Annotated in this window: 22 protein-coding genes and 1 riboswitch; of the genes, 10 read left to right on the top strand and 12 right to left on the bottom strand. The window is 76.3% G+C overall.

The window, feature by feature from the left end:
* Positions 1–1,064: 1,064 nt before the first annotated feature.
* Together MODMU_RS00460 and MODMU_RS00465 are read left to right on the top strand one after the other, a co-directional pair.
* Positions 1,065–2,885 (top strand): gamma-glutamyltransferase family protein, encoded by a 1,821-nt coding sequence (locus tag MODMU_RS00460; RefSeq protein ID WP_014738170.1) that lies wholly within the window; start codon positions 1,065–1,067, stop codon positions 2,883–2,885.
* 100 nt (positions 2,886–2,985) lie between these two features.
* On the top strand, positions 2,986–5,532 hold the full coding sequence (locus MODMU_RS00465) for a SpoIIE family protein phosphatase (protein WP_014738171.1): 2,547 nt from the start codon (positions 2,986–2,988) through the stop codon (positions 5,530–5,532).
* Positions 5,533–5,538: 6 nt separating this feature from the next.
* On the opposite strand, the gene MODMU_RS00470 is transcribed toward MODMU_RS00465, so the two are convergent.
* Positions 5,539–5,979 carry an ATP-binding protein gene (locus MODMU_RS00470; protein WP_014738172.1) on the bottom strand — a complete coding sequence of 147 codons (441 nt, stop codon included), beginning with the start codon at positions 5,977–5,979 and terminating at the stop codon, positions 5,539–5,541.
* Positions 5,980–6,140: 161 nt separating this feature from the next.
* Between MODMU_RS00470 and MODMU_RS00475 the strand changes: the two genes are divergently transcribed.
* Together MODMU_RS00475 and MODMU_RS00480 are read left to right on the top strand one after the other, a co-directional pair.
* A complete protein-coding gene (locus MODMU_RS00475) occupies positions 6,141–6,827 on the top strand; it encodes an ABC transporter ATP-binding protein (RefSeq protein ID WP_014738173.1) in 687 nt (228 codons plus the stop codon).
* 3 nt (positions 6,828–6,830) lie between these two features.
* Entirely contained in the window at positions 6,831–8,390 is a 1,560-nt protein-coding gene (locus tag MODMU_RS00480) for a DUF6297 family protein (RefSeq protein ID WP_014738174.1), read from the top strand.
* 3 nt (positions 8,391–8,393) lie between these two features.
* Here the strand turns inward: MODMU_RS00480 and MODMU_RS00485 are convergent, their stop codons facing one another.
* The 3 genes from MODMU_RS00485 to MODMU_RS00495 form a co-directional block, all read right to left on the bottom strand.
* Complete coding sequence (locus tag MODMU_RS00485; RefSeq protein ID WP_014738175.1) at positions 8,394–9,161, bottom strand: energy-coupling factor transporter transmembrane component T; 768 nt, start codon at positions 9,159–9,161, stop codon at positions 8,394–8,396.
* A complete protein-coding gene (locus MODMU_RS00490; RefSeq protein WP_014738176.1) occupies positions 9,158–10,504 on the bottom strand; it encodes an ABC transporter ATP-binding protein in 1,347 nt (448 codons plus the stop codon). Before MODMU_RS00490 ends, MODMU_RS00485 begins: the two co-directional genes overlap by 4 nt.
* A gap of 134 nt (positions 10,505–10,638) precedes the next feature.
* Positions 10,639–11,247, bottom strand: a complete 609-nt coding sequence (locus MODMU_RS00495; RefSeq protein ID WP_014738177.1) for an ECF transporter S component — start codon at positions 11,245–11,247, stop codon at positions 10,639–10,641.
* Positions 11,246–11,348: riboswitch (TPP riboswitch) on the bottom strand. Its footprint overlaps the gene before it by 2 nt.
* A 174-nt stretch (positions 11,349–11,522) precedes the next feature.
* Between MODMU_RS00495 and fabG the strand changes: the two genes are divergently transcribed.
* Positions 11,523–12,278, top strand: coding sequence for a 3-oxoacyl-ACP reductase FabG (gene fabG, locus MODMU_RS00500; RefSeq protein WP_014738178.1), 756 nt, complete (start codon positions 11,523–11,525; stop codon positions 12,276–12,278).
* Between the two features lie 74 nt (positions 12,279–12,352).
* Here the strand turns inward: fabG and MODMU_RS00505 are convergent, their stop codons facing one another.
* Entirely contained in the window at positions 12,353–13,132 is a 780-nt protein-coding gene (locus tag MODMU_RS00505) for an SDR family NAD(P)-dependent oxidoreductase (RefSeq protein ID WP_014738179.1), read from the bottom strand.
* A gap of 24 nt (positions 13,133–13,156) precedes the next feature.
* Here MODMU_RS00505 and MODMU_RS00510 point away from each other — a divergent pair, with 24 nt between their 5' ends.
* Positions 13,157–13,645: a hypothetical protein gene (locus MODMU_RS00510; protein WP_014738180.1), complete on the top strand. Its 489-nt coding sequence runs from the start codon at positions 13,157–13,159 to the stop codon at positions 13,643–13,645.
* A gap of 55 nt (positions 13,646–13,700) precedes the next feature.
* Here MODMU_RS00510 and MODMU_RS00515 read toward each other — a convergent pair whose 3' ends face one another.
* The 4 genes from MODMU_RS00515 to MODMU_RS28005 all read right to left on the bottom strand — a co-directional run bounded on the left by MODMU_RS00515 (position 13,701) and on the right by MODMU_RS28005 (position 17,151).
* Positions 13,701–14,369 carry a DUF5701 family protein gene (locus tag MODMU_RS00515; RefSeq protein ID WP_014738181.1) on the bottom strand — a complete coding sequence of 223 codons (669 nt, stop codon included), beginning with the start codon at positions 14,367–14,369 and terminating at the stop codon, positions 13,701–13,703.
* A 72-nt stretch (positions 14,370–14,441) separates the two neighbouring features.
* Complete coding sequence (locus MODMU_RS00520) at positions 14,442–14,993, bottom strand: dihydrofolate reductase family protein (protein WP_014738182.1); 552 nt, start codon at positions 14,991–14,993, stop codon at positions 14,442–14,444.
* A gap of 81 nt (positions 14,994–15,074) precedes the next feature.
* On the bottom strand, positions 15,075–16,367 hold the full coding sequence (locus tag MODMU_RS00525; protein ID WP_014738183.1) for an Nramp family divalent metal transporter: 1,293 nt from the start codon (positions 16,365–16,367) through the stop codon (positions 15,075–15,077).
* 169 nt (positions 16,368–16,536) lie between these two features.
* Complete coding sequence (locus tag MODMU_RS28005; protein ID WP_014738184.1) at positions 16,537–17,151, bottom strand: GNAT family N-acetyltransferase; 615 nt, start codon at positions 17,149–17,151, stop codon at positions 16,537–16,539.
* A gap of 161 nt (positions 17,152–17,312) precedes the next feature.
* Between MODMU_RS28005 and MODMU_RS00535 the strand changes: the two genes are divergently transcribed.
* Positions 17,313–17,903 carry an ATP-dependent Clp protease proteolytic subunit gene (locus MODMU_RS00535; RefSeq protein WP_051143893.1) on the top strand — a complete coding sequence of 197 codons (591 nt, stop codon included), beginning with the start codon at positions 17,313–17,315 and terminating at the stop codon, positions 17,901–17,903.
* 42 nt (positions 17,904–17,945) lie between these two features.
* On the top strand, positions 17,946–18,713 hold the full coding sequence (locus tag MODMU_RS00540) for an MBL fold metallo-hydrolase (RefSeq protein ID WP_014738186.1): 768 nt from the start codon (positions 17,946–17,948) through the stop codon (positions 18,711–18,713).
* A 70-nt stretch (positions 18,714–18,783) separates the two neighbouring features.
* Here MODMU_RS00540 and MODMU_RS00545 read toward each other — a convergent pair whose 3' ends face one another.
* Entirely contained in the window at positions 18,784–19,299 is a 516-nt protein-coding gene (locus MODMU_RS00545; protein WP_014738187.1) for a PaaI family thioesterase, read from the bottom strand.
* A 79-nt stretch (positions 19,300–19,378) separates the two neighbouring features.
* Here MODMU_RS00545 and MODMU_RS00550 point away from each other — a divergent pair, with 79 nt between their 5' ends.
* Positions 19,379–19,930, top strand: coding sequence for a GNAT family N-acetyltransferase (locus tag MODMU_RS00550; RefSeq protein ID WP_014738188.1), 552 nt, complete (start codon positions 19,379–19,381; stop codon positions 19,928–19,930).
* Positions 19,931–20,070: 140 nt separating this feature from the next.
* Here the strand turns inward: MODMU_RS00550 and MODMU_RS00555 are convergent, their stop codons facing one another.
* Positions 20,071–20,724, bottom strand: coding sequence for an FMN-dependent NADH-azoreductase (locus MODMU_RS00555; RefSeq protein WP_014738189.1), 654 nt, complete (start codon positions 20,722–20,724; stop codon positions 20,071–20,073).
* A gap of 109 nt (positions 20,725–20,833) precedes the next feature.
* On the opposite strand from MODMU_RS00555, the gene MODMU_RS00560 reads away from it, so the two are divergent.
* Complete coding sequence (locus MODMU_RS00560; protein WP_041794801.1) at positions 20,834–21,187, top strand: winged helix-turn-helix transcriptional regulator; 354 nt, start codon at positions 20,834–20,836, stop codon at positions 21,185–21,187.
* 3 nt (positions 21,188–21,190) lie between these two features.
* Here the strand turns inward: MODMU_RS00560 and MODMU_RS00565 are convergent, their stop codons facing one another.
* Complete coding sequence (locus tag MODMU_RS00565) at positions 21,191–21,637, bottom strand: rhodanese-like domain-containing protein (protein ID WP_014738191.1); 447 nt, start codon at positions 21,635–21,637, stop codon at positions 21,191–21,193.
* Positions 21,638–21,754: the final 117 nt, after the last annotated feature.

The raw sequence follows: 21,754 nt of genomic DNA on the forward strand, positions 1-21,754 counted from the left end.
GACACGCCGGTGCGTCGCCCCGGGCGCCGAGGTCATCGCCCGCCCGACCGGCTGCTGACCTGGGCTTTCCCGCGCGGCAGTCGACAAGTGACCGCCCCGGCAGGCGGGTCACCGACCGCCCGGAGGAGGTCCCGCAACGGTTCGGTCACGCGGCCGGACGGGGGCGTCCCGGGACGGGGTCGGCGGGCGTCGCCGTCCGTAGGTTCCTCCTCAGCCGCGGTCCCTTCCCCGACCGCGGCAACCACGTCCCGGAAGGCGGCACCGATGGCAGTGCAGATCGCACCGGGCACCCGCGGCGACGTGCGCGCCGTCGGGTCCGCCGGTCTCCCCAGGCTGTTCGGCACCGGCCCCACCCAGCCGGCCGAGCTGCACGTCGGCGCCGACCTCGCCGCCGACCTCGCGGTCGGGCTGGCCGTCGGGCTCGCGGTGGGCGTGCTGGGCGTCGAGCCCGGCAGCCCGCCGGCTGCCGGGTCGCCGGTCCCCTCCCGCTGGCGGCGGGCCCACCGGCGGCTGGCCGGCTGGGGTGCCGGTGCCGACGGCGCGCACCTGAGCTGGCGGAGCACGCCGCTGCGGGTCCACCGGCTGGGCGACGGGCGGGCCCCGGTCACGGCTGCGGTCACGGCCCCGGTCACGGCTGAGGCCACCCGGGTGGCTCCGGCGCCGGCCGCTGCCCCCGCGCCCCCGCGTCCGGCGCCGGTGGACCTCGAGCTCGAGGCGGCGATCGCGTTCGCCACCGACTTCTCCGTGGACCTGCTGCGCACCCCGGTCCGGTTCGCCGCCCCCGCGCCGCGGCTGACCGCACCGGTGCGGTCGCTGCTCGCCCGGCTGCGCGGGCTGACCCGGCACGCGGCCGGCTGGGGTGCCGGGCAGCACGGCGCGCGGCTGAGCTGGGACCGGCCGGTCCCGCCGCCGGTGTACCGCCTGGTCCTGCCGCCGCTCCCCGAGGTCCGGCATCGGGCCCCGGACGACGAGCCCGCCCACGAGCGGGAGCTGCCGACCACCCCACCGCCCCGCCGGCACTCGTGGCAGCGCGCGCACCGCCGTCCAGTCCTTAGGCTGGCTACGTGTTCACCACGCGTCCGGAACTGGCCGGCACCTTCGGGATGGTCGCCTCGACCCACTGGCTCGCCAGCGCGGCAGGCATGGCGACCCTCGAGGCCGGCGGCAACGCTTTCGATGCCGCGGTCGCTGCGGGCCTCACCCTGCAGGTCGTCGAACCGCACCTCAACGGGCCCGGTGGGGAGGTCCCCGTCCTCTTCGCCCGGAGCCCGCGGGCAGCCACCGGCGCGGGGGAGCCCGTCGTCCTGTCCGGTCAGGGGGTCGCCCCCGCGGGCGCCACGATCGAGGCCTACAGCCAGCTGGGACTCGACCTGGTCCCGGGCACCGGGCTCCTCGCCGCCACCGTGCCAGGCGCCCTCGGCGCGTGGCTGACCCTCCTCCGCGACCACGGCACCCTGCCGCTGGACGCCGTCCTCCGCTTCGCCATCGAGTACGCCGAGCACGGCCACCCGCTCCTCCCGCGGGTCGCCGCGACCGTCGCCTCGGTCTCCGAGCACTTCCGTTCCCACTGGCCTACCTCGGCCGCCACCTGGCTCGCCCCCGACGGAGCACCCCCCACCGCCGGCCGCCTGTTCCGCAACCCGGTCCTCGCCTCGACCTACCGCCGACTGCTCGACGCAGCGCGCGGTCCCTCCCGAGAGGCGCAGATCGACGCGGCACTCGCGGCCTGGTACCAGGGGTTCGTCGCCGAGGCGATCGACGAGTTCTCCCGGTCCCCGGTCATGGACGACTCCGGTCGTCCGCACCGGGGGTTCCTCACCGGAGCAGATCTCGCCGGCTGGCGCCCGACGTACGAGCCGCCGGTCACCCTCGACTGGCGTGGGTGGACGCTCGCGAAGGCCGGGCCGTGGTCCCAGGGCCCGGCGCTGCTCCAGGCGCTCGCGATGCTGGACGGCCACCCGGCGGCAGGTGCCGGGGCCGGGTACGTGTCGGGCACCGCCGACGCCGACCTGGTCCACGCCAGCGTGGAGGCGGTGAAGCTGGCCATGGCCGACCGCGAGGCCTGGTACGGCGACACGGCACAGGCACCGGTGGACGACCTCCTGTCCGCCACGTACACGGAGCACCGGCGGGCGCTCATCAGCGACCGGGCCAGCACCGAGCTGCGGCCCGGCTCGCCCGGTGGGCGCCCGCCCAGGCTCCCGGCCTTCGTCACCGACACCTCGGCCAGGCTCCGCCCCTCGGCCGGCACCCTCGCCGGAGTCGGCGAGCCCACCGTCGACACCCGCGGCACGACCCGCGGCGACACCTGCCACGTCGACGTCGTCGACCGCTGGGGCAACCTCGTCTCGGCCACCCCCTCCGGTGGCTGGCTGCAGAGCTCCCCGACCATCCCGTCGCTGGGGTTCGCGCTCGGCACCCGGGCGCAGATGTTCTGGCTGGAGCCGGGGCTGCCCAACTCGCTGCTGCCGGGCAAGCGCCCGCGCACCACGCTCACCCCGTCGCTGGCGCTGCGCGGAGGGGTCCCGACGCTGGCCTTCGGCACCCCGGGCGGTGACCAGCAGGAGCAGTGGCAGCTGTGCTTCTGGCTGGCCCACGTGCTCGGCGGCCTGGACCTGCAGGCCGCGATCGACGCGCCGGCCTGGCACACCACCAGCTTCCCGTCGTCGTTCTACCCGCGGGAGACCAACCCCGGCGAGGTCGTCGTCGAGTCCCGCCTCGGCGAGCAGGCGATCACCGAGCTCCGCCGGCGCGGGCACACCGTCACCGTCGCCGACGCCTGGTCGCTGGGGCGGTTGTCGGCGGTGTCGATCGACCCGGAGACCGGCGTCCTCCGCGCGGCGGCGAACCCGCGGGGCATGCAGGGCTACGCCGTCGGCCGCTGACGGGGGATCCCGCACGGCAGCCGCCCTCCGAGGAGGCATGATCGGGGCTGCACGTCGACGGGGAGCCGACCCGTCAAGGCGGATCCAGGGGCGGGGGGCCATGTCGTCGCTCGACCCCGACCGGTTCGCCGCGGCCCGCCGGGTCGCCGCGACGGGGGTCGGGCAGCCGGGCCTGCAGCGGCTCACCGACCTGGCCGCCACCCTGCTCGGTGCGCCCTCCGCGCAGGTCGCCGTCGTCGGTGAGGTGCACACCATCGCCGGGGTCGCCGGCACGTCGGTGTGGGAGATCGGCACCGAGTACCAGCGCGAGCAGACCCTCGGCGGGGTGACCATCCGGTGCCGGGGGCCGCTGGTGGTCACCGACGCGCGCACCGACCCCCGCGTCCGCGACCTCCCCCCGGTCCGGTCCGGGGAGATCGTGTCCTACCTGGGCGTCCCGCTCGTCGACCCCGCGCAGGACCTCGTGGTCGGGGTGCTCGCCGTCTTCGGACCCGAGCCGCGGCACTGGAGCGAGGGCGACGTCGTGCTGCTCTCCCGGCTGTCCGCTCCCGTGGTCAGCGAGCTGGAGCTCGCCGCGGTCACCGCCGAGCTCGAGGCGAGCCGGGTCCGCGGCGAGCTCGCCCTGGACGCCGCGAGCCTGGGCACCTTCGACCTGGACCTGCTCACCGACCGCCTGGTGTGGGACGACCGCATGCTGGAGGTGTTCGGCTACCAGCGGGCCGAGTTCCCCGGCACCCGCAGGGCCTTCTTCGACCGGGTGCACGTCGACGACGCCGGGCGGGTCGCCGACGTGTTCCAGACGTCGCTGGACACCCGCGGCGACTTCGTCGTCGAGTACCGGGTCCAGCACCCCGACGGCGAGGTCCGCTGGGTGGAGAGCCGCGGCCGCACCCTCGCCGACGAGTCCGGGACACCGGTGCGGATGATCGGTGCCGCGCACGACACCACCGAGCGCCGGCACGCCGACGCCCGGGTGGCCCGCGTGCTGGAGTCCATGCCGACCGCGTTCTTCTCCCTGGACCGCGACTGGACCTTCACCCAGGCCAACGCCGAGGCCGAGCGGCTGCTCGGGCGCGGCCGGGACGAGCTGGTCGGCGGGGACATCTGGGCGCTGTTCCCCGCCGCCGTCGGCAGCGACTTCGAGGTCCACTACCGGGCCGCCATGGAGTCGGGGCAGCAGGCCGCCTTCGAGGCTTACTACCCGCCGCCGCTGGACAGCTGGTACGAGGTCCGCGCCTGGCCGAGCCCCGAGGGGCTCTCGGTCTACTTCCTGGACGTGACGCAGCGCCGGCGGATCGAGGAGGTCGCCCGGCGCGACGCGCGGCGGCTGGCGTTGATCGCCCGGGTCTCCGACACCCTCTCCGCCGCGCTGATCGACCGGCGCGGCGGGCACGGGGCGCTGTCCGAGCTGATGTCCGCGGTCGTGCCCGAGCTGGCCGACTGGGCGATCGCCAGCCTCATCGGTGACGACGGACGGCTGCACGACGTCGCCAGCTGGCACCGCGACCCCGACCTGCGCCCGGTGGCCGCGCAGTACGCCCGGGTGCGGCTGGCCGCGCTCAGCTCCACCGCACCGATCGTCGACGCGCTGGCCACCGGCGAGGTGACGGTGGTGCCCGACGTCGCGGCCGCCGTGGGGCGGGGACTCCCGCCGGGCGAGGCACGGGACGCCTACTGGCAGCTGGACCCGGCGACGGCGGTCGCGGTGGCGCTCGTCGCCCGCGGGCGGGTGCTGGGCGCGATGAGCCTGTACCGCGGACCCGACCGCGAGCCCATGGACGCCGCCGACCGGGCGACGCTGCGGGAGGTGGCCGACCGGGCCGCGCTCGCGCTGGACAGCGCGGCCCTGCACGAGCAGCAGCGGCGGATGGCCGAGGAGCTGCAGCGCAGCCTGCTCACCGCCCCACCGGAGCCCGACCACTCCCAGATCGTGGTGCGGTACGTCCCGGCCGTGCAGGCCGCGCAGGTCGGCGGTGACTGGTACGACGCCTTCCTGCAGCCCGGTGGCGCCACCGTGGTGGCGATCGGGGACGTCGTCGGCCACGACACGGTGGCCGCGGCGGCCATGGGCCAGCTGCGGAGCCTGCTCCGGGGCATCGCCTACAGCAGCCGGGGCGGTCCGGCGGCCGTGCTCACCGACCTGGACCGGGCGATCGAGGGGCTGCAGGTGCACACCCTGGCCACCGCCGCCGTCGCCCGGTTCGAGCAGGAGCCGGTCGACCGCGACCGCGGGGAGACCCGGTTGCGCTGGTCCAGCGCGGGGCACCCGCCGCTGCTGGTGCTGCTGCCCGACGGCCGGGTCGAGGTCCTCGCCACCGGACGGGCCGACCTGATGCTGGGCGTCGACGCGCGGGCGGTCCGCCGTGAGCAGGTCGCCGTGCTGCCCACCGGGTCCACCGTGCTGCTCTACACCGACGGCCTGGTCGAGGGACCGGACCTGCCGCTGGACGACGGCGTGGCGCAGCTGGCGGCGCTGCTCGCGGAGCTGGGCGGGCTGGGGCTCGACGAGCTCTGCGACCAGGTGCTGGCGCGGATGCGCCCGCACGGCTCCGAGGACGACGTCGCGCTGGTCGCCGTCCGGCTGCACCGGGAGGACCGCCCGCGACCGGCCGAGGCGGGACCGGAGGTCACGCCCGACACGCCCTGACGGCGGTCAGCGCCGGGGCAGCAGCGCCCAGACGCTCTTCTGACTCCCGGCCAGGTGCCAGCCGTGGTCGTCGGCCATCTCCGCGATGAGGTACAGCCCGAGGCCGCCCTGGCTCGGGTCCCGGCCGACGGCGGGCTGCGGGGGGCGCTCCGCGGCGGAGTCGCACACCTCGACCAGCCAGGCGCGCGACGTCCGCTGGACCCGGGCGCTCACCCCGCCCCCGCCGTGCCGGAGCGCGTTGGAGGCCATCTCGTCGAAGGCGAGGACGACGGCCTCGTCGAGGTCGGCCGCCGCGTCGGTCCCGTCGGACTCCGCGGCCAGACCGCGGCGGAGCTGGGCGCGGACCCGGGGCAGCTCGGAGACGTGGCCGAGCTGCCAGGCCCAGCCGTCGACGGCCGGTGGCGGTGGCGACGAGGGCCACGCCGGACCGGCCGACTCGCCCGTCACCCGCACTCCTCGTCACCCGGCCGCTGCACGCTCAGCGGCGAACCCCAGTACTGGCCCGCGCTGCAGGACCGCAAACCCGCAGGAGGACGTGACCCTCGCCTCATCCTGCCCGGCGGGGGAGGCGGGCACCAGCCGCACCCGTCGTCCTAGGGTGCGCAGCGATGGCGGAGACCGGGCTGCTGAGCGCCACCGACGTGGCGGTCGGCTACGGCGGGGAACCGGTGTGCGCCCCGGTCACGCTGTCGGTCGAGGCCGGCACGGCGGTGGCCCTGGTCGGGCCCAACGGCGCCGGCAAGTCCACGGTGCTGCAGACGATGGTCGGCCTGCTGCCGCCGCTGGCCGGGTCGGTGACCTTCGCCGGCCGGCCCGTCGACGAGCGGGCGGCGGACTTCCGCCGGGCCGTGGCCGGGGTGCTCGACGACGACGCCTTCTTCCCCTCGCTGACCGGCGAGGAGCACCTGCTGCTCACCGCCCGGGGGCACGGGGTGGTGGACGCCGAGCAGGTGGTGGCCGACCAGCTCGCCGCCTTCGGGCTCACCGAGCGGGCCGGGGCGCTGCCCACCCAGCTGTCCTCCGGGCAGCGCCGCCGGCTCGCGCTGGCCGGCGTGCTGGTGCGCCCGGCCCGGCTGCTGGTGCTCGACGAGCCCGAGCGGCGGCTGGACACCGCGATGCGGCGCAGCCTCGCCGACCGCCTCGCCGCGCTGGTGGGCACCGGCGTCGCGGTGCTGTTCGCCAGCCACGACCCGGCCTTCATCGGCACCCTCGCCGACCGCGTGCTGGTCGTCGGCGACGACGCGTGCCCGGTCGTCGCCCCCGCCGACGCGGTCGCCGCGCTCCAGGAGGGCTGAGCCGTGCCGGCCGCGGTGCCGCTGGTGGCGCGACCAGAGGACGAGTGGAGCGGCACCGCGGTCCGCCGCTACACCCGCCGGGCCACCGCCGCCCGCGCCGACACCTCGTGGCTCACCCGCGCCGGTGACCTGCTCTCCGGCCTGACCTCGGCCGGCGTCGCCGTGGCGCTGTGCGGCGGCACCGTCGCCCGGCTGCGGGAGCAGATCGCGGCGCGGCCGGCGGCGGGCTCGGCGGTGCTGCCCGGCTGGCTCACCGCGGCGGCGGTCGCGCTGGCCCTGGCGGCCGCGCTCGTGGCGCTGCTCGCCCGGCTCGGCCCGGTGAGCGCCACCCCGGCGGCCGCCGCCTGGTGGCTGTCGCTGCCGGCCGGGCGGCGCGGGCTGCTGCGCGGCGAGCTGCGCCGGGTCGCGCTGCTGGCGGGGGCGGCCGCAGCGGCGGTCGGCGTCCCGGTGGCGCTGACCCTGGCCCGCACCCCGACCGGGGTGCTCCTCGGGACCGGCGCCGCGGCGCTGCTGGCGGTCGCGGCGGTGGGGGCGCTGGTGCTCCGCCAGGCCGTCGACCGCACGCGCTGGGTGCCCGCCCTGGCCGGGGCCGTGACCGTGGCCGCGCTGGCCGGCCCCGCCGCGGTCGGCTGCCTGCTGGCGGTGGCCGGCGGCCGGCTGCCCAGCGGCGGCCGGGGCACCCTGCCGGAGCCGCTCGGCGCGGCGCTCGTCGGGCTGCTCGCCGTCGTCGCCGCCGCGAGCATGGGCGCCGCCGACCGGCGGCTGGACCGGCTGCCGGCCGGGTCGCTGCGCGCCTCCGGCGAGACGGTGCAGTACGCCACCGCGTCGGTCCTGTCGCTGGACACCCGCGAGCTCGGCCGGGCGCTGCGGACGACGGTGCGCCGGCCCCGGCGGCGGCGGTCCTGGCGCCAGGTGCGCCACCCGTGGCAGGCGGTGGTCGCCGGCGACCTGGCGGTGCTCGGCCGCTCCCCGGTGCGCTGGGGGCAGCTGCTGGCCGGCGGGGCGCTGCCGGTGCTGGCCGCCCGCACGCAGGGGCTCGCCGAGCTGCCGGCGCTGGTCGCGGTGGCCGTCGTCCTGGGGTGGGGGAGCGCGGCGGTCGCGGTGGGCGAGCCCAGCCGGCGGGCCACCGCCGCCCCGGCGGCCGACCGGTCGCTGCCGATGGCGGCCGAGGAGGTGGTCCGGGCCCGGGTGCTGCTGCCGGTCGTCGTCCTGGCCGTGGTCTGCGGCCTGTCCGCGCTGCTGGTCGGCCAGGGGACCGGCGCCCCGCTGGGGTGGCTGGCGCTGGGCGTCGCGGCAGCGCCGGCCTGGGCGGGTGCCGCCGTGCGGGCCGGCTACCGGCCCGACCTCGACTGGTCCGGGCCGGTGCTGTCCTCGCCGATGGGCGCGGTGCCGGTCGGGGTGAGCACCACCCTGGTCCGCGGGCCGGACGTCGGGGTGCTGGGCACCGCGCCGGTGGCGCTCGCGCTGCTGCTGGGCACCGTGCCGCCGGCGCTGGTCGCGGTGCAGCTGGGCTGGTCGGTGGCGCTGGCCGCCTTCGCCGTCCTCACCGCGCAGCGGGACTGACGATCAGGAGAAGACCGGGTGCCAGGCGCCGGTGAGCACGCTGGCGGTCACCGCGGCCGCGCACAGCAGCACCGCGCCGGCGACGAACCAGCCGTCCAGCGGCCGCAGCACCGAGCCCCGGGCGTTGCTGCGGGCCACGCCGGAGTCGAAGCCGCGGGCGTCCATCGCGGTGGCCAGCCGGGTCGCCCGCCGCAGCGCCCCGACCAGCAGGGTGAACGCCGTCCCGGCCAACAGCCGGGCGCCGGCGACCGGGTTCCGGCCGGCGTCCACCCCGCGGGCCCGGCGGGCCAGCCGGATCGACTCCCACTCGGTGGCCAGCAGCGGCACCAGCCGGAGCGCGGCCAGCGCGCCGTAGCCGAAGCGTGTGGACACCCGCCAGTGCAGGGTCAGCGCGTCGGCCAGCCGCACCGGGTCGGTCGAGGCGACCAGCAGCACCCCGGGCAGCGCCAGCGCGATCACCCGCACCCCCCAGGTGGCGCCGCTCTGCCAGGCCGCCGCGCCGTCCAGCGAGCCGAACGCGACGTTGACCCAGGTGATCCCGGCGGCGCTGAGCAGCAGCGGCCAGGTGCGCCGGGCGATGTCGGCCGGCCGGGTGAGCCCGGCGGCGGGCAGCAGCGCCAGCTCGGCGGCCAGCACGACCAGCGGGGTCACCAGGTCACCGCAGATCAGCAGCACGACGGTGACGACGACGACCGCGGTGAGTTGGGCGACCGGGTTGACCGCCGACAGCGGCACCGGCCGGGCCGGGCCCAGGGACAGCGGCGCGCTCATCCCACGCCCACCGGGCGGCCGAGGGTGAGCACGTCGTCGGCGAGGGCGGAGACGACGGCGGCGTCGTGGGTGACCAGGCACAGCGCCCGCTCGTCGTCCTGCTGCTCGGCCAGCAGCGCCACCAGCTCGGCCCAGGTCTCCCGGTCCTGGCCGAAGGTGGGCTCGTCGAGCACCAGCACCCGCGGGCGGGTGGCCAGCGCGGTCGCGACCGACAGCCGCCGCTGCTGGCCGCCGGAGAGGGTGAACGGGTTGGCGTCGGCGAGCGGGGCGAGCCCCAGCCGGTCCAGCAGCTCCTCGGCCGCGGCGTGCGCCTCGGCGGCGCCCGCCCCCGACCGCAACGGCCCCAGGGACAGCTCGTCGCGGACCCGGCCGGTGAGGAACTGGTGCTCGGGCTGCTGGAAGACGGTGCCGATGCGGCGGGCGAGCTCACCGGCCCGCCAGCGCGCCGGCGGCCGGTCCGGGTGGCGCAGCCCCGCGGTCAGCGCGGCCCCGGGGACGACCTCCCCGACCGTGGGGGCGCGCAGCCCGGCCAGCAGCAAGGCGAGGGTGGACTTGCCGGTGCCGTTGGGTCCGGTGACCGCCAGCGTCCGGCCGGCGCGCAGCACGACGTCGGTCGGGGCGAGCGCGGGGCGGTCGCTGCCGCGGTGCGTGTAGCCGGCGCCCACGGCGGCCAGCAGCTGCTCACCCGGCGGGTGCGGGTGCCGCGCGGGCAGCCGCAGCGGGGCCGGTCGCCAGCCCGCCGGGTGCTCCGCGGCACCGCCCCCGGGCAGCAGCTCCACCACCCGGTCGACCAGCGGCAGCCACGCCTCGACGTCGTGGTCGACCACGACCAGGGTGGCCGACCGGTCGGCCACCGCCCGGACGACGGCCGCCCGGACCAGCGCCGTGCCCTCCGGGTCGAGCTGGGCGGTGGGCTCGTCGAGCAGCAGCAGCCCCGGACGCGGGGCCAGCGCACCGGCGAGCACCAGCCGCTGCTTCTGGCCGCCGGACAGCGCGGCGGTGGCCCGGTCCCGGCCGAGGGTGAAGCCGACCGCGTCCAGGGCGGTGTCGACCGCGGGCCAGATGAGCTCCGGCGGCGTCCCGGTGTTCTCCAGGCCGAACGCCACGTCGTCACCGGCGCGGGTCATCACCAGCTGGGAGTCCGGGTCCTGGAACACCATGCCGACCCGCTGCCGCCGGCGGTCCGGGGCGTCGCCGTCGACGGTGAGCTCGCCGGCGACGTCCCCGGACTCGGGTTCCAGCAGCCCGCCCAGCGCCCGCAGCAGCGTCGACTTGCCCGCGCCGGAGGCGCCGGTGAGCAGCACCCGCTCGCCCGGGAGGACGGCCAGGTCGACGTCCCGCACCGCCCAGGCCCGCCGGGAGGCGTGCCGGAACCCCCACCCGGACAGCCGGATCGTTGTTGCACTGTGCTGGAACGGCCTCGTCCCAGGGGCCCGAGGCGCGCGGAGCGTGTCGCGGGGAGGGACGTGGTCCTTCGTCACACCCGGGTGCGGCCGGAGGCGAACGAGGACAGCGCGCCGCTGGCGGCCAGCGCGCGGGTGAGCGCCATGCCGCCGACGCCGGCGACGGCGACGGTGCTGGCGACCACCAGCAGCAGGTAGGTCGTCTTCCAGCCGCCGGTCCAGTCCGGGTAGTAGTTGACGAAGTCCAGGACGGCGGCGGCGACCCCGGCGAAGGCGGCGGCCAGCAGCGCCTGCAGCCAGCCGAAGCGCTTGTAGCGGAACAGCGCGAAGCCCAGCTCGGCGGCCGCGCCCTGGAGCAGGCCGTAGAGGATCACCAGGCTGCCGAAGTGCGAGCCCAGCAGCGCCTCGACGGTGGCGCCGATCAGCTCACCGAACAGCGCGGCGCCGGGCTTGCGGACGATCAGCGGGATGACGACCGCGGCCAGCAGCCAGACGCCGTAGAGCACGGCCTGACCGGGCGGGAACGCCGCGAACGCGGGCGCGACGGCGCTGGAGAGCAGCGACCACGCCCAGAAGACGACGCCGAAGGCGACGCCCAGCACGGCGGTGACGACGATGTCGACGGTGCGCCACCGCGGCGTCGCCGGGGCAGCATCGGACGGACGGACGGCCTGAGCGGCCATGGTGCTCCTCCAGACTCCCTGCGCCGGCATGACCCGGATCAGGTTCGAGGGTCTGCGGTTGCCCGCACTCTCAGCGCCGAAGCGCTCCCCTGTCGTGTGTGTGCGCCCACCCTAGACCGGTCGGACCGGGGCGGCTGCCCGTCGGGTGGCCGCCCCGGGCACCCGGCAGCCGGACGCGCGCCCGGCGTGCGGTGTACTGGTCAGTAGCCAGACGGGTGCGCGCAGCGGGGGAGGGCCTCCACGCGGCCTGCCGACCAACTCGACGAGGAGATGCAGTGGCACAGCAGCGGACGGCGATCATCACCGGGGCAGCGCGGGGCATCGGCGCGGCCGTCGCCCGGCGGTTCGCCCAGGACGGCATGCAGGTCGCCGTGCTCGACCTGGACGAGGCGGCCTGCAAGGGCACCGTCGAGGAGATCCAGCGGGCCGGTGGCGAGGCGCTCGCGGTGGGCGCCGACGTCGCCGACGAGAGCTCCGTGGCGGCGGCGGTGGAGCGGGTCGCGCAGGAGCTCGGCGCGCCGACCGTGCTGGTCAACAACGCCGGCATCACCCGGGACAACCTGCTGTTCAAGATGAGCGTCGCCGACTGGGACGCGGTCATGGGCGTGCACCTGCGCGGTGCGTTCCTGATGAGCCGCGCGGCGCAGAAGCACATGGTCGAGGCCGAGTTCGGCCGGATCGTGAACCTCTCCAGCGTCTCGGCGCTGGGCAACCGCGGCCAGGTCAACTACTCCGCCGCCAAGGCCGGCATGCAGGGCTTCACCAAGACCCTCGCCATCGAGCTGGGCCGCTGGAACGTCACCGCCAACGCGATCGCCCCCGGCTTCATCGAGACCGAGATGACCGCGCAGACCGCCGAGCGGGTGGGCGTGCCGTTCGAGCAGTTCAAGGAGATGGCCGCCAAGCAGATCCCGGTCGCTCGGGTGGGCCAGCCCGAGGACATCGCGCACACCGCGTCGTTCCTGGTCAGCGAGGGTGCCGGCTTCGTCTCCGGCCAGGTCATCTACGTCGCCGGCGGCCCCCGGGATTGAGGCTGGAACGGGTTGAGCCGCACCAGGCAGGGTTGAGCCGCGTGCTGACGCGGCTCAACCCGTCTGCAGGCGGCTCAACCCGCGCGGCGCTCCGGCCCGCCGTGGAGGCCGCGGCGGGCCATCGCGGCGGTGAGCGCCGTCCAGGCCCGGACCGGCACCAGCCGGGCGAGCTTCATCGAAACGGCCATCGGGAGCGGGAACACGATCTCCGCCTTGTCCCGGGCGATGCCGTCGGCGATCGTCCGGGCGGCCGCCTCCGGCTCGATGAGGAACGGCATCGGGAAGCGGTTCCGGTCGGTCATCGGGGTCCGCACGAAGCCCGGTGACACCGTCTGGACGACGACGCCGCGCGGGCCCACCGAGCCGCGCAGCGCCTCCAGCAGGTTCAGCAGCGCCGCCTTGCCGGCGCCGTAGGCCTCCGAGCCGGGCAGCCCGCGGTACCCGGCGACCGAGGCCGTCCCGACGACCCGGCCGCGGCCCGCGGCGAGCATCTGCGGCAGCACCGCCTCCAGCGTGTGCACCGCGCCCATCACGTTGACCTGCAGGTGCTCGGCGAACAGCGAGGAGTCCCACGGTTCCACGTGGAACCGCGACCACGTCCCGGCGTTGAGGACGGCGACGTCCAACCCGCCCAGGGCCTCGCGCACCGCTCCGCCCGCGGCGACGGTGGCGGCCCGGTCGGTCACGTCGAGCGGGACGACGACCATCCGGCCCCCGGCGACCTCCGTGAGGGCGTCGACGCTGCGGGCGCTCACCGCCAGGTGCGCGCCCCGGTCGGCGAGCTCGCGGGCCAGCGCCGCGCCGATGCCGCTGGACGCGCCGGTGACCCAGATCCGTGCGCCGGCGATCTCCATGCGCACAGCCTGGATGATGGGCACGTGGCAGCACGCAAGGGGGCGAAGCGGGCGGCCCCGGCACCGCAGCTCGGCCGCGGCGAGTTCGTGGCCTGGCCGGGTGGCCCGACGGCCGTCTACGACCTGCTGGAGCGGCTCGCCGCCGTGGCCGGGGACTCGCCGGACGCCGGCACCCACGGCATCAGCCTGGACCGCACCCGGCTCGTCGTCCGCTGGTTCGGGGAGCCCCCGGCGGCGGTGCAGGCCGTCCTGCGGGACGCCGGCGGGGTCGAGGTGACCGTGCAGCAGACCGCGTACCGCCCGGGCGACCTGGCGGTCGAGGCGGACCGGCTGGTCGCCGGGCACCCGGACGTCGTCGCTGCGGCGACCCCGCGGCCGGAGGGGGACGGCATCGAGGTGCTGGTGCCGCCCGCGGTGGCCGAGGCAGCGGGGGGTGCGGAGCAGGCGCTGGCCGGCGTGCCAAGCGCCGTCCCGCTGTTCGCCGAGGTGGGGGAGGCCCTCCCGAGGACCTGATCGCAGCGTCGAGCTCTGCCCCCACCTGGGGGCAGAGCTCGAGCCTGCGGAGGACCTACCGGGCGGCGCTGCCGAGCGCGGCTCCGGCGGAGCGCAGGGCGGTGCGGCCGGACGCCGAGGCGAACCCCAGCCAGGTGTGCCGGTTGCCGGCCCAGCACCAGCCGACCTTCGGCGCGCCCCGGTGGTCCCTGCCGTCGCGGCCGGTGCCGTTGCTCAGCCACAGCGCCGGCGTGCGGGCGTCGAGCCGGCCGTCCGGCTTCCGCAGCCGCGACCCGATGGTCATGAAGCAGCGGTTGCGCTCCAGCGCGGCGGGCTGCTGGAGCAGCCAGTGCAGGCCCTCGGTGAGGGTCAGCGGGCTGCGGCCCCGCCCGGTGATCGCCGGCAGCGCCTCGTCCGGGCTCCAGTTCGCCAGCTCGTCGCCGCGCTCGAGACCGTGGACCAGGGCGAGCGGTCCGGCGGGCAGGGTGACCGCCTCGACCGGGGCGAAGGCGTCGACGTCGGTCATGTCGACGACCACGAACCCCTGCCTGCCCTCCCGCTCGACGAGCCCGGCCAGCCGGGAGGCCGGTGCCAGGTCCGGGTGCAGGACCAGCAGGGCGCCGTCGCCCGGATCAGCGGCGGCCGCGGCGTCGCAGAGCTCGGCCGGGGTGAGCCCGGCGAGCTCGTGCAGCCCGAGGGCGATCAGCCGGTCGGCCTGGGCGGTCAGCGGGGGCAGTGGCAGCACGGGGGACCTCCACGGCGGGGGAGCGGGCGGTCCGGCGTCAACGCGGCGGACCGCCCGCGGGTTCCCCCGCCGTCAGGCCGCGGGGCCGTAGGTCAGGTGCGCCACACCGTTGCTGAGGCCCTCGACGCCCCGCAGCGCGAGCTTCTGCGGGGTGCCCTCGGGGAACAGCCGGATGCCGGTGCCCACGGCCAGCGGGTAGACGTAGAGGTGCAGCTCGTCGACCAGGCCGTCGGCCAGCAGCGCCCGGACCAGCGTCGCGCTGCCGCTGACGTAGAGGTCGCCGTCCACCTCGCCCTTCAGCGCCCGGACCCGGTCGGCGGCGTACCCGCCGAGCACCGTCGAGTTCCGCCAGACCGGCTCGGCGTCGGTGAGCGTGGAGCTCACCACGTACTTGCGGGTGTCGTTGAAGAACGGGGCGCCGGGGTCTTCCTCGACCGTGCGCGTCGACCAGGCCGGCGCGAACATCTCGAACGTCGTGCGGCCGAGCAGGATGCCGGACGCGGACCCGGTCAGCTCGCCGATCGAGGCCGAGAGGTCGTCGGGGAACCCGTAGTCGACCGTCCACATGGGGACGTCGACGACGCCGTCGACGGTGGTGAACTCGTGGACCTTGATCGCGCCCATGTGCAGTGCTCCTCAGCGTCAGGACCGGCGGTCGCCGGTGATGTCGTACCAGAGACGACGGACGCACGGGGTTCTCATTGGTCAGCCCAGCACGGTGCTCACCAGCAGGTAGCCGTTCAGCCCGATGATCAGCGCGGCGACCAGCGAGCCGGTCAGCGTGGTGACCGGCCGGTTCACCCAGCCGCCCATCAGGTCCCGGCGCGAGGTCAGCCAGAGCAGCGGCACGAGCGCGAAAGGGATGCCGAAGCAGAGCACGACCTGCGACCAGACCAGCGCCGTCGTGGGGTCGCCGCCCAGCCCGAGCACCAGCAGGGCGGGGGCGAGCGTGACCAGCCGGCGGGCCAGCACCGGCACGTGCTTGCGCAGGAAGCCGGCCATCACCACCTGCCCGGCGTGGGTGCCGACCGAGGACGCGGCGAACCCCGACGCCAGCAGGGCCAGCGCGAACGCCAGCGCCGCCCCGCCGCCGAGCTGGTCACCCAGCCCGGCGTGCACGCTCTCCAGCGAGGTGATCGAGGCGTCGCCGGTGAACAGCTGCGCGGCGATGACCAGCATCGCGGCGTTGACCAGCCCGGCCAGGCCCATGGCCAGCAGCACGTCGAGCCGCTGCGCGCGCAGCAGCCGGCGGCGTCCGGCGTGCGTGCGCCCGGCGGTCACGGTGTCGCCGTAGCGGCCCGGGGTGAGCGCCGAGTGCACGTAGATGACGTGCGGCATCACCGTCGCGCCGAGGATCCCGGTGGCCAGCAGCAGGCTGTCGGTACCGGCGAAGCTGGGGACCAGGCCGGTGGCCACGCCGCCGGCGTCGACCCCGGAGCCCACCAGCGTGTAGGCGAAGCCACCGCCGATCACCAGCAGCAGCCCGGTGATCACGCGCTCGAACGGCCGGTGCCCCCGCGACTGGGCCGCCAGCAGCACGAACGCGACGACGGCGGTGATCACCCCGCCGATCGGCAGCGGCACCCCGAACAGCAGGTACAGCGCGACCGCGCCGCCGACGATCTCGGCCAGGTCGGTGGCGATCGCGACCGCCTCGGCCTGCGCCCACAGCCCCCAGACGACCGGCCTCGGCAGCCGCTCCCGGCAGCAGGTGGCCAGGTCGCGCCCGGTGGCCAGGCCCAGCTTGGCGGTCAGCGACTGGATGAGCATCGCCATCAGGTTCGCCGCGACGATCACCCACAGCAGCGTGTATCCGAAGGAGGCGCCGCCGGAGAAGTTGGTCGCGAAGTTGCCCGGGTCGACGTAGGCCACCGCGGCGACGAACGCCGGTCCGAGCAGCGGCCACAGCCGGCGCCTGACCCGCGGCTCGACCGGGCGGGGCAGCGTGCGGGGGAGCGTGCTGGTGAGGACGGCGGCCTCGGTCTTGGACAGGTACACGGGGACCTCGCGGGGGCGGGCAGGGAGCTGGTCACTCCTGTCCTGCCCGCCCCGCGGGGACCATCCGGGCCTACCTGTGGCCCCCGGGGGTCAGGACAGGCTCACTTCAGGCCGGGACGACGAGCCCGCTGGTCGCCGTCCGGGCCCGCCTGTCCGTGGCCCCGGGGGGTCAGCTCGCCAGGCGGCGCGGCTGCCGCACCATCGTCCAGACCGGGAGCTCGTGGTCGACCGCCGTCCGGGTGGCGTGGGTGACCGCGAACCCGGACCGCTGCAGCCAGCGGACGACGGTCGAGGTGTAGACCGTGGCCGCGGCCGGCACCCGCTCGGCGTCGCACCGCTCCAGCACCGGCTGGAGCACCGCCGTCCCCAGGCCCTGGTGCCGGCCCGCCGGCCGGGTGCCCACCGCGGTCAGCCACCAGTGCGGCGCGTCGGGCCGGCCCAGCGCGCCGAGCCGCTCGCTGGCCGCCACCACCGGCTGCCGGGCGCCGAAGACCCGGGGCAGGTCGCGGTCGATCACGGCCTGCAGGTCGGCGGCCGGCTCACCGGCGTCGGGTGCGACCCAGGCTGCGACCGCGCTGACGTCGTCGGTGACCCACGCCGTCCCGTCGAGCACCGGCACCAGCCCGCCCCACAGCTCCGCCCAGCGGGACAGCCGCTGGGCGCGGCCGTCCTCCGGCAGCGCCCAGGAGGTCCACCGGTAGTCGGGGTAGGCGGCGGCCAGCGTGGCCGCCATCCGGGGCACGTCGGCGCGGGTCGCCGCGCGCACGACGGGGGTCTCGGTCACGTCCTCATGAGACCACGGTGCCGGACCGGGGAATTGTCCAGTGCCTTTCTCTGACGGCGCAGGAATTGCGCGTCCAGCACAAGAACGCCATTCCCCTCGCCATTCCTGCGGTGCGGCGATTGGCTGACGGTGTCCCGTCCACCACGGAGAGGAACCCACCGATGAGCACTGCCACCCTGGACGACGCGGTCTACGAGCGGCTGCTGAGGGAGCGGATCGTCTTCCTCGGCCGTGAGGTCGACGACGTGCTGGCCAACCAGCTGGCCGCGCAGATGCTGCTGCTCGCCGCGGAGGACCCGCGCCGCGACATCCACCTCTACGTCAACTCACCCGGTGGCGGGGTGACCGCGGGGATGGCCGTCTTCGACACGATGCGGTCCCTGCAGTGCGACGTGGCGACCTATGCGATGGGCATGGCCGCCTCGATGGGCCAGTTCCTGCTCACCGCCGGCACCCCGGGCAAGCGCTTCGCGCTGCCGCACGCGCGGATCATGATGCACCAGCCCTCGGCCGGGCTCGGCGGCACCGCCGCCGACATCACCATCCAGGCCGACATGCTGGCGCGGACGAAGCGGCAGCTCGCCGAGCTGCAGGCCGAGCACTCCGGGCAGAGCGTCGAGCAGGTGGAGCGGGACTCCGACCGGGACCGCTGGTTCACCGCCGCCGAGGCGCGCACCTACGGCCTCATCGACGCGGTCATCGCCGACGCCGCCGCCCTGCCCCAGGCGGGTAGCGCCCTCGGGATCGGCTGACCCGGGCTCGTGGTGGTCGACCGTCTCTGACACGGTGACCCGATGGCTCCCCACGCCCTCGCCGTCACCCTCACCGGCGGGCCGACCGCCCTGCTCGAGCTCGGCGGGGTCCGGCTGCTGGTCGACCCCACCTTCGACCCGCCGGGGGAGTACCCGCTGGGTGGTGGCCGGTCGCTGACCAAGACCGCGCCGGCGGCGCTGGACGCCCAGGAGCTCGGCCCGGTCGACGCCGTCCTGCTCAGCCACGACCAGCACCCGGACAACCTGGACACCGCCGGCCGGGCGGCGCTCACCGACGCGCCGGTGGTGCTGACCACCGGGCTCGCCGCCGAGCGGCTCGGCGGGACGGCCCGGGCGCTGCCCACCGGCGAGACCGTCGCGGTCGGTCCGGTGCAGGTCACCGGGGTCCGCGCCGTGCACGGGCCGCCGGGAGCGGAGGAGCTGACCGGTCCGGTCACCGGCTTCGTGCTCACCGGCGCGGGCCTGCCCACGGTCTACGTGAGCGGCGACAACGCCTCGCTGGACTGCGTCGACGAGGTCGCGGCGGCGTTCCCGCAGGTCGACGTCGCCGTCCTGTTCGCCGGTGCCGCGCGCACCGCGCTGTTCGACGGGGCCCCGCTCACGCTCACCGGCGAGGACGTCGCCGAGGCGGTCCGCCGGCTGGACGCCGACCGGGTGGTCGTCGTGCACGTCGACTCGTGGGCGCACTTCAGCGAGGACCGGGACGACGTCCGTGCCGCCCTCACCGCCGCCGGCCTGGCCGACCGGTTGGTCGAGTGCCCGCCGGGGCAGCGGGTCGAGCTCGACTGAGCAGGTGCGGTCGGCGACACGGCGCGACCCGCCGGGCGCGGCGACCGCATCTGCCCAGTCGGCGCGCGGGTCAGCCCACGGCGGTGCCGGGCTGGGGGCGGATCACCAGGATGCTGCTGATCGCGGTGGCGAGCAGCCGGTCGGCGTCGTCGACCAGCCGCGCCTCGGCCAGCGCGGTGCGCCCGCCCAGGTGGGTGACGGTGCCCGTGCAGCGGACCCGGCCGGTGTCGACGGTGATCGCCCGGAGGAACTTCACCGTCAGGTCCAGGCTCGTGTAGCCCACGCCGGCGGGCAGCATCGAGTGCACCGCGCAGCCGGTCGCCGAGTCCAGCAGGGTCGCGTAGACCCCGCCGTGCACCGAGCCGATCGGGTTGTAGTGGAACTCCTCCGGCGCGAAGGAGAACACCACCCGCCCCGGCTCGACGGTGTCCAGGGAGAAGCCGAGCGTGGCGATCACCGGCGGGGCGGGCAGCTCGCCGCGGACCATCGCCTCCAGCACCTCGATGCCGGCCGAGGTCCGGGCGGCCTCGGCGCTGACCGACGGGTCGCCCCAGGAGTAGGTCCGTTCACGCGTCGGTTCGATCACCCAACCGACTCTAGAGGGTGCGCCCGCGGGACGTGGCGTCACCTCTCGGGGACGGTCACCGGCTGGTAGGAGTACTGACGTGAGCCCCGAACTCGACCTACAAGGCCTCGCCGGCTCGGCCGGCCACGAGCCGGACGGGAGCCGAGCCGTGGAGCCGGTGGAGCTGACCGTCGGGGAGCTGCTGCTGCGCCCCTGGCATGAGGACGACGCCGAGGCGGTGTGGGCGGCGGCTCAGGACCCGGTGATGCGGCAGTGGCACGGCGTCGAGTCCCGGACCCTGGACGGCGCCCGCGCCCGGCTCGCCCGCCTCGCCGACTGGAGCACCGGGGACCACTGCTCGTGGGCGGTGGAGGACGCCGGCGTCCTGGTCGGCTCGGTGTCGCTGCACGAGCTGGACCACGACCAGGCCGAGGGGGAGACCGGCTACTGGACGGTGGCCGCCGCCCGCGGCCGGGGGATCGCCGTCCGTACCGCCGACGCGGTCTGCCGCTGGGGGTTCTCGACCCTGGGGCTGGACCGCGTCCAGCTGTTCCACGCGGTGGAGAACGTCGCCTCGGGCCGGGTGGCGGCGAAGGCGGGGTTCACGCTGGAGGGCCGGCCCGCAGGTCGTACCGCTACCCCGACGGCGTGAAGCACGACGAGCTGCTGTGGAGCCGGTTGGCCGACGACCCGCCTCCGGCGCTGGGCTCGGCGTGACCCGCCCGAGGCGGGGATGAGCCGCGTGCGCACGCGGCTCACCCCCACCTCACCCGGGTCGACCCGGTCCCGTCGTCAGGCCGCGAGGCGGGTGGAGCTCAGCAGCCGGCCGTGCTCGGCGGCCTCGCGCTCGGCGGTGGTCTTGAGGTCGGCGGCGAGGTCGGCGAAGGAGTCCAGCGCCGGGTTGACCCCGACGAGGGTGAACTCGCGCTCGACGACGCGCAGGTCCAGCTGCCAGACGTCGGCGAAGATGCGGCGCATCCAGGCGGTGGCGTGGTCCCAGCCCTCCCGCGGGGTCCCGGCGCTGTAGTTGCCGCCGCGCACGACGGCCAGCACGGCAGGCTTGCCGGCCAGCGCCGGCTCGGCGCGCGGGCCCATCCGCGGGTCGGTGATGACCAGGTCGACCCAGCTCTTCAGGTGCTGGGAGACGCCGAAGTTGTACAGCGGGACGGCGAAGAGCAGGGCCTCCGCGTCGACCAGCTCGTCGGTGAGGGTGGCTGCCAGCGCCAGCGCCTCGGCCTGCTCGGCGGTGCGCTCCTCGGCGGGCAGGTACGAGCCGGCGACCGCGGCGCCCCACGTGGTGGCCGGGATCGGCTCGGTGCCGACGTGCCGGCGGGTCACCGGCGCGTCCGGGTTCCCGGCCCGCCACTCGCGCTCGACGATGTCGGCGATCTCGCGGCTGGCCGATCCCTCGACCCGGATGCTGGCGTCCAGACGGAACAAGGACATGGTGGCGCTCCCTCACGACTAGTCACTAGCGAATTGCTAGCACTAGCGGAAAGCTAGCACTTCGAAAGGAGGAGTGCAGCGAGGAGCAGCCAGGTCCTACGATGAACCGGTGACCGAGGACGTCCTGCACACGCCGGAGGCGTGCGACGGCGCGCTGGCACGTGCCTTCGGGTTCCTCGGCAAGCGCTGGAACGGCCTGATCATCGGCGTGCTCGCCGGCGGGCCGGCGACGTTCACCGGCCTGCGCCGCGCCGTCGGCGGCATCAGCGACTCGGTGCTCTCCGACCGGCTCACCGAGCTCGCCGCGGCCGGCCTCGTGCAGCGGACCGTCGACGACGGGCCGCCGGTCGCGGTCAGCTACCAGCTCACCGAGGCCGGGAGGGCGCTGCGGCCGGTGCTCCAGCAGCTCACCACCTGGGCCCGGGAGAGCCTGCCCGACGAGCGCTGCACCGAGGCGAGCTGAGGGTCAGCAGCCGCAACTGATGCCGGCCGGCGCGGTCAGCAGGTCGACGTCAGGGCGCGCGACCCCGGTCGCCGTCTCGACCGCCAGGCCCTCCCGGGCCCAGTACTCGAAGCCGCCGATCATCTCCCGCACGCGGTAGCCCAGCTGGGCCAGCGTCAGCGCCGCCCGGGTGGCCCCGTTGCAGCCCGGACCCCAGCAGTAGGTGACCACCGGGACGGCGGGGTCCAGCTCGGCCGCGGCCCGCCCGGCGATCTCGCGGCCGGGCAGGTGGACCGCACCGGGCACGTGGCCCTGCGCCCAGGACTCCTCGCTGCGGCTGTCCAGCAGCACGAAGCCGGGCCGGCCGGACTCCAGGGCCGCGTGCACGTCGGAGACGTCGGTCTCCACCGCCAACCGGCGGGCGAAGTGCGCAGCGGCGTCGGCGGGCGGGGTCGACCAGTCCAGGCTCATGCCGCTGACCGTAGGGACGCCTGCCGGCCGGGACGAGTGGCTCGACGGACGGCGACCGCAACGATCCGGCCGCCGTCCCGACCCATGGGCTTCCTGTACTGGAAGCCCGGTGCTTCC

The sequence above is a fragment of the Modestobacter italicus genome, assembly GCF_000306785.1.
GTDB lineage: Bacteria > Actinomycetota > Actinomycetes > Mycobacteriales > Geodermatophilaceae > Modestobacter > Modestobacter italicus.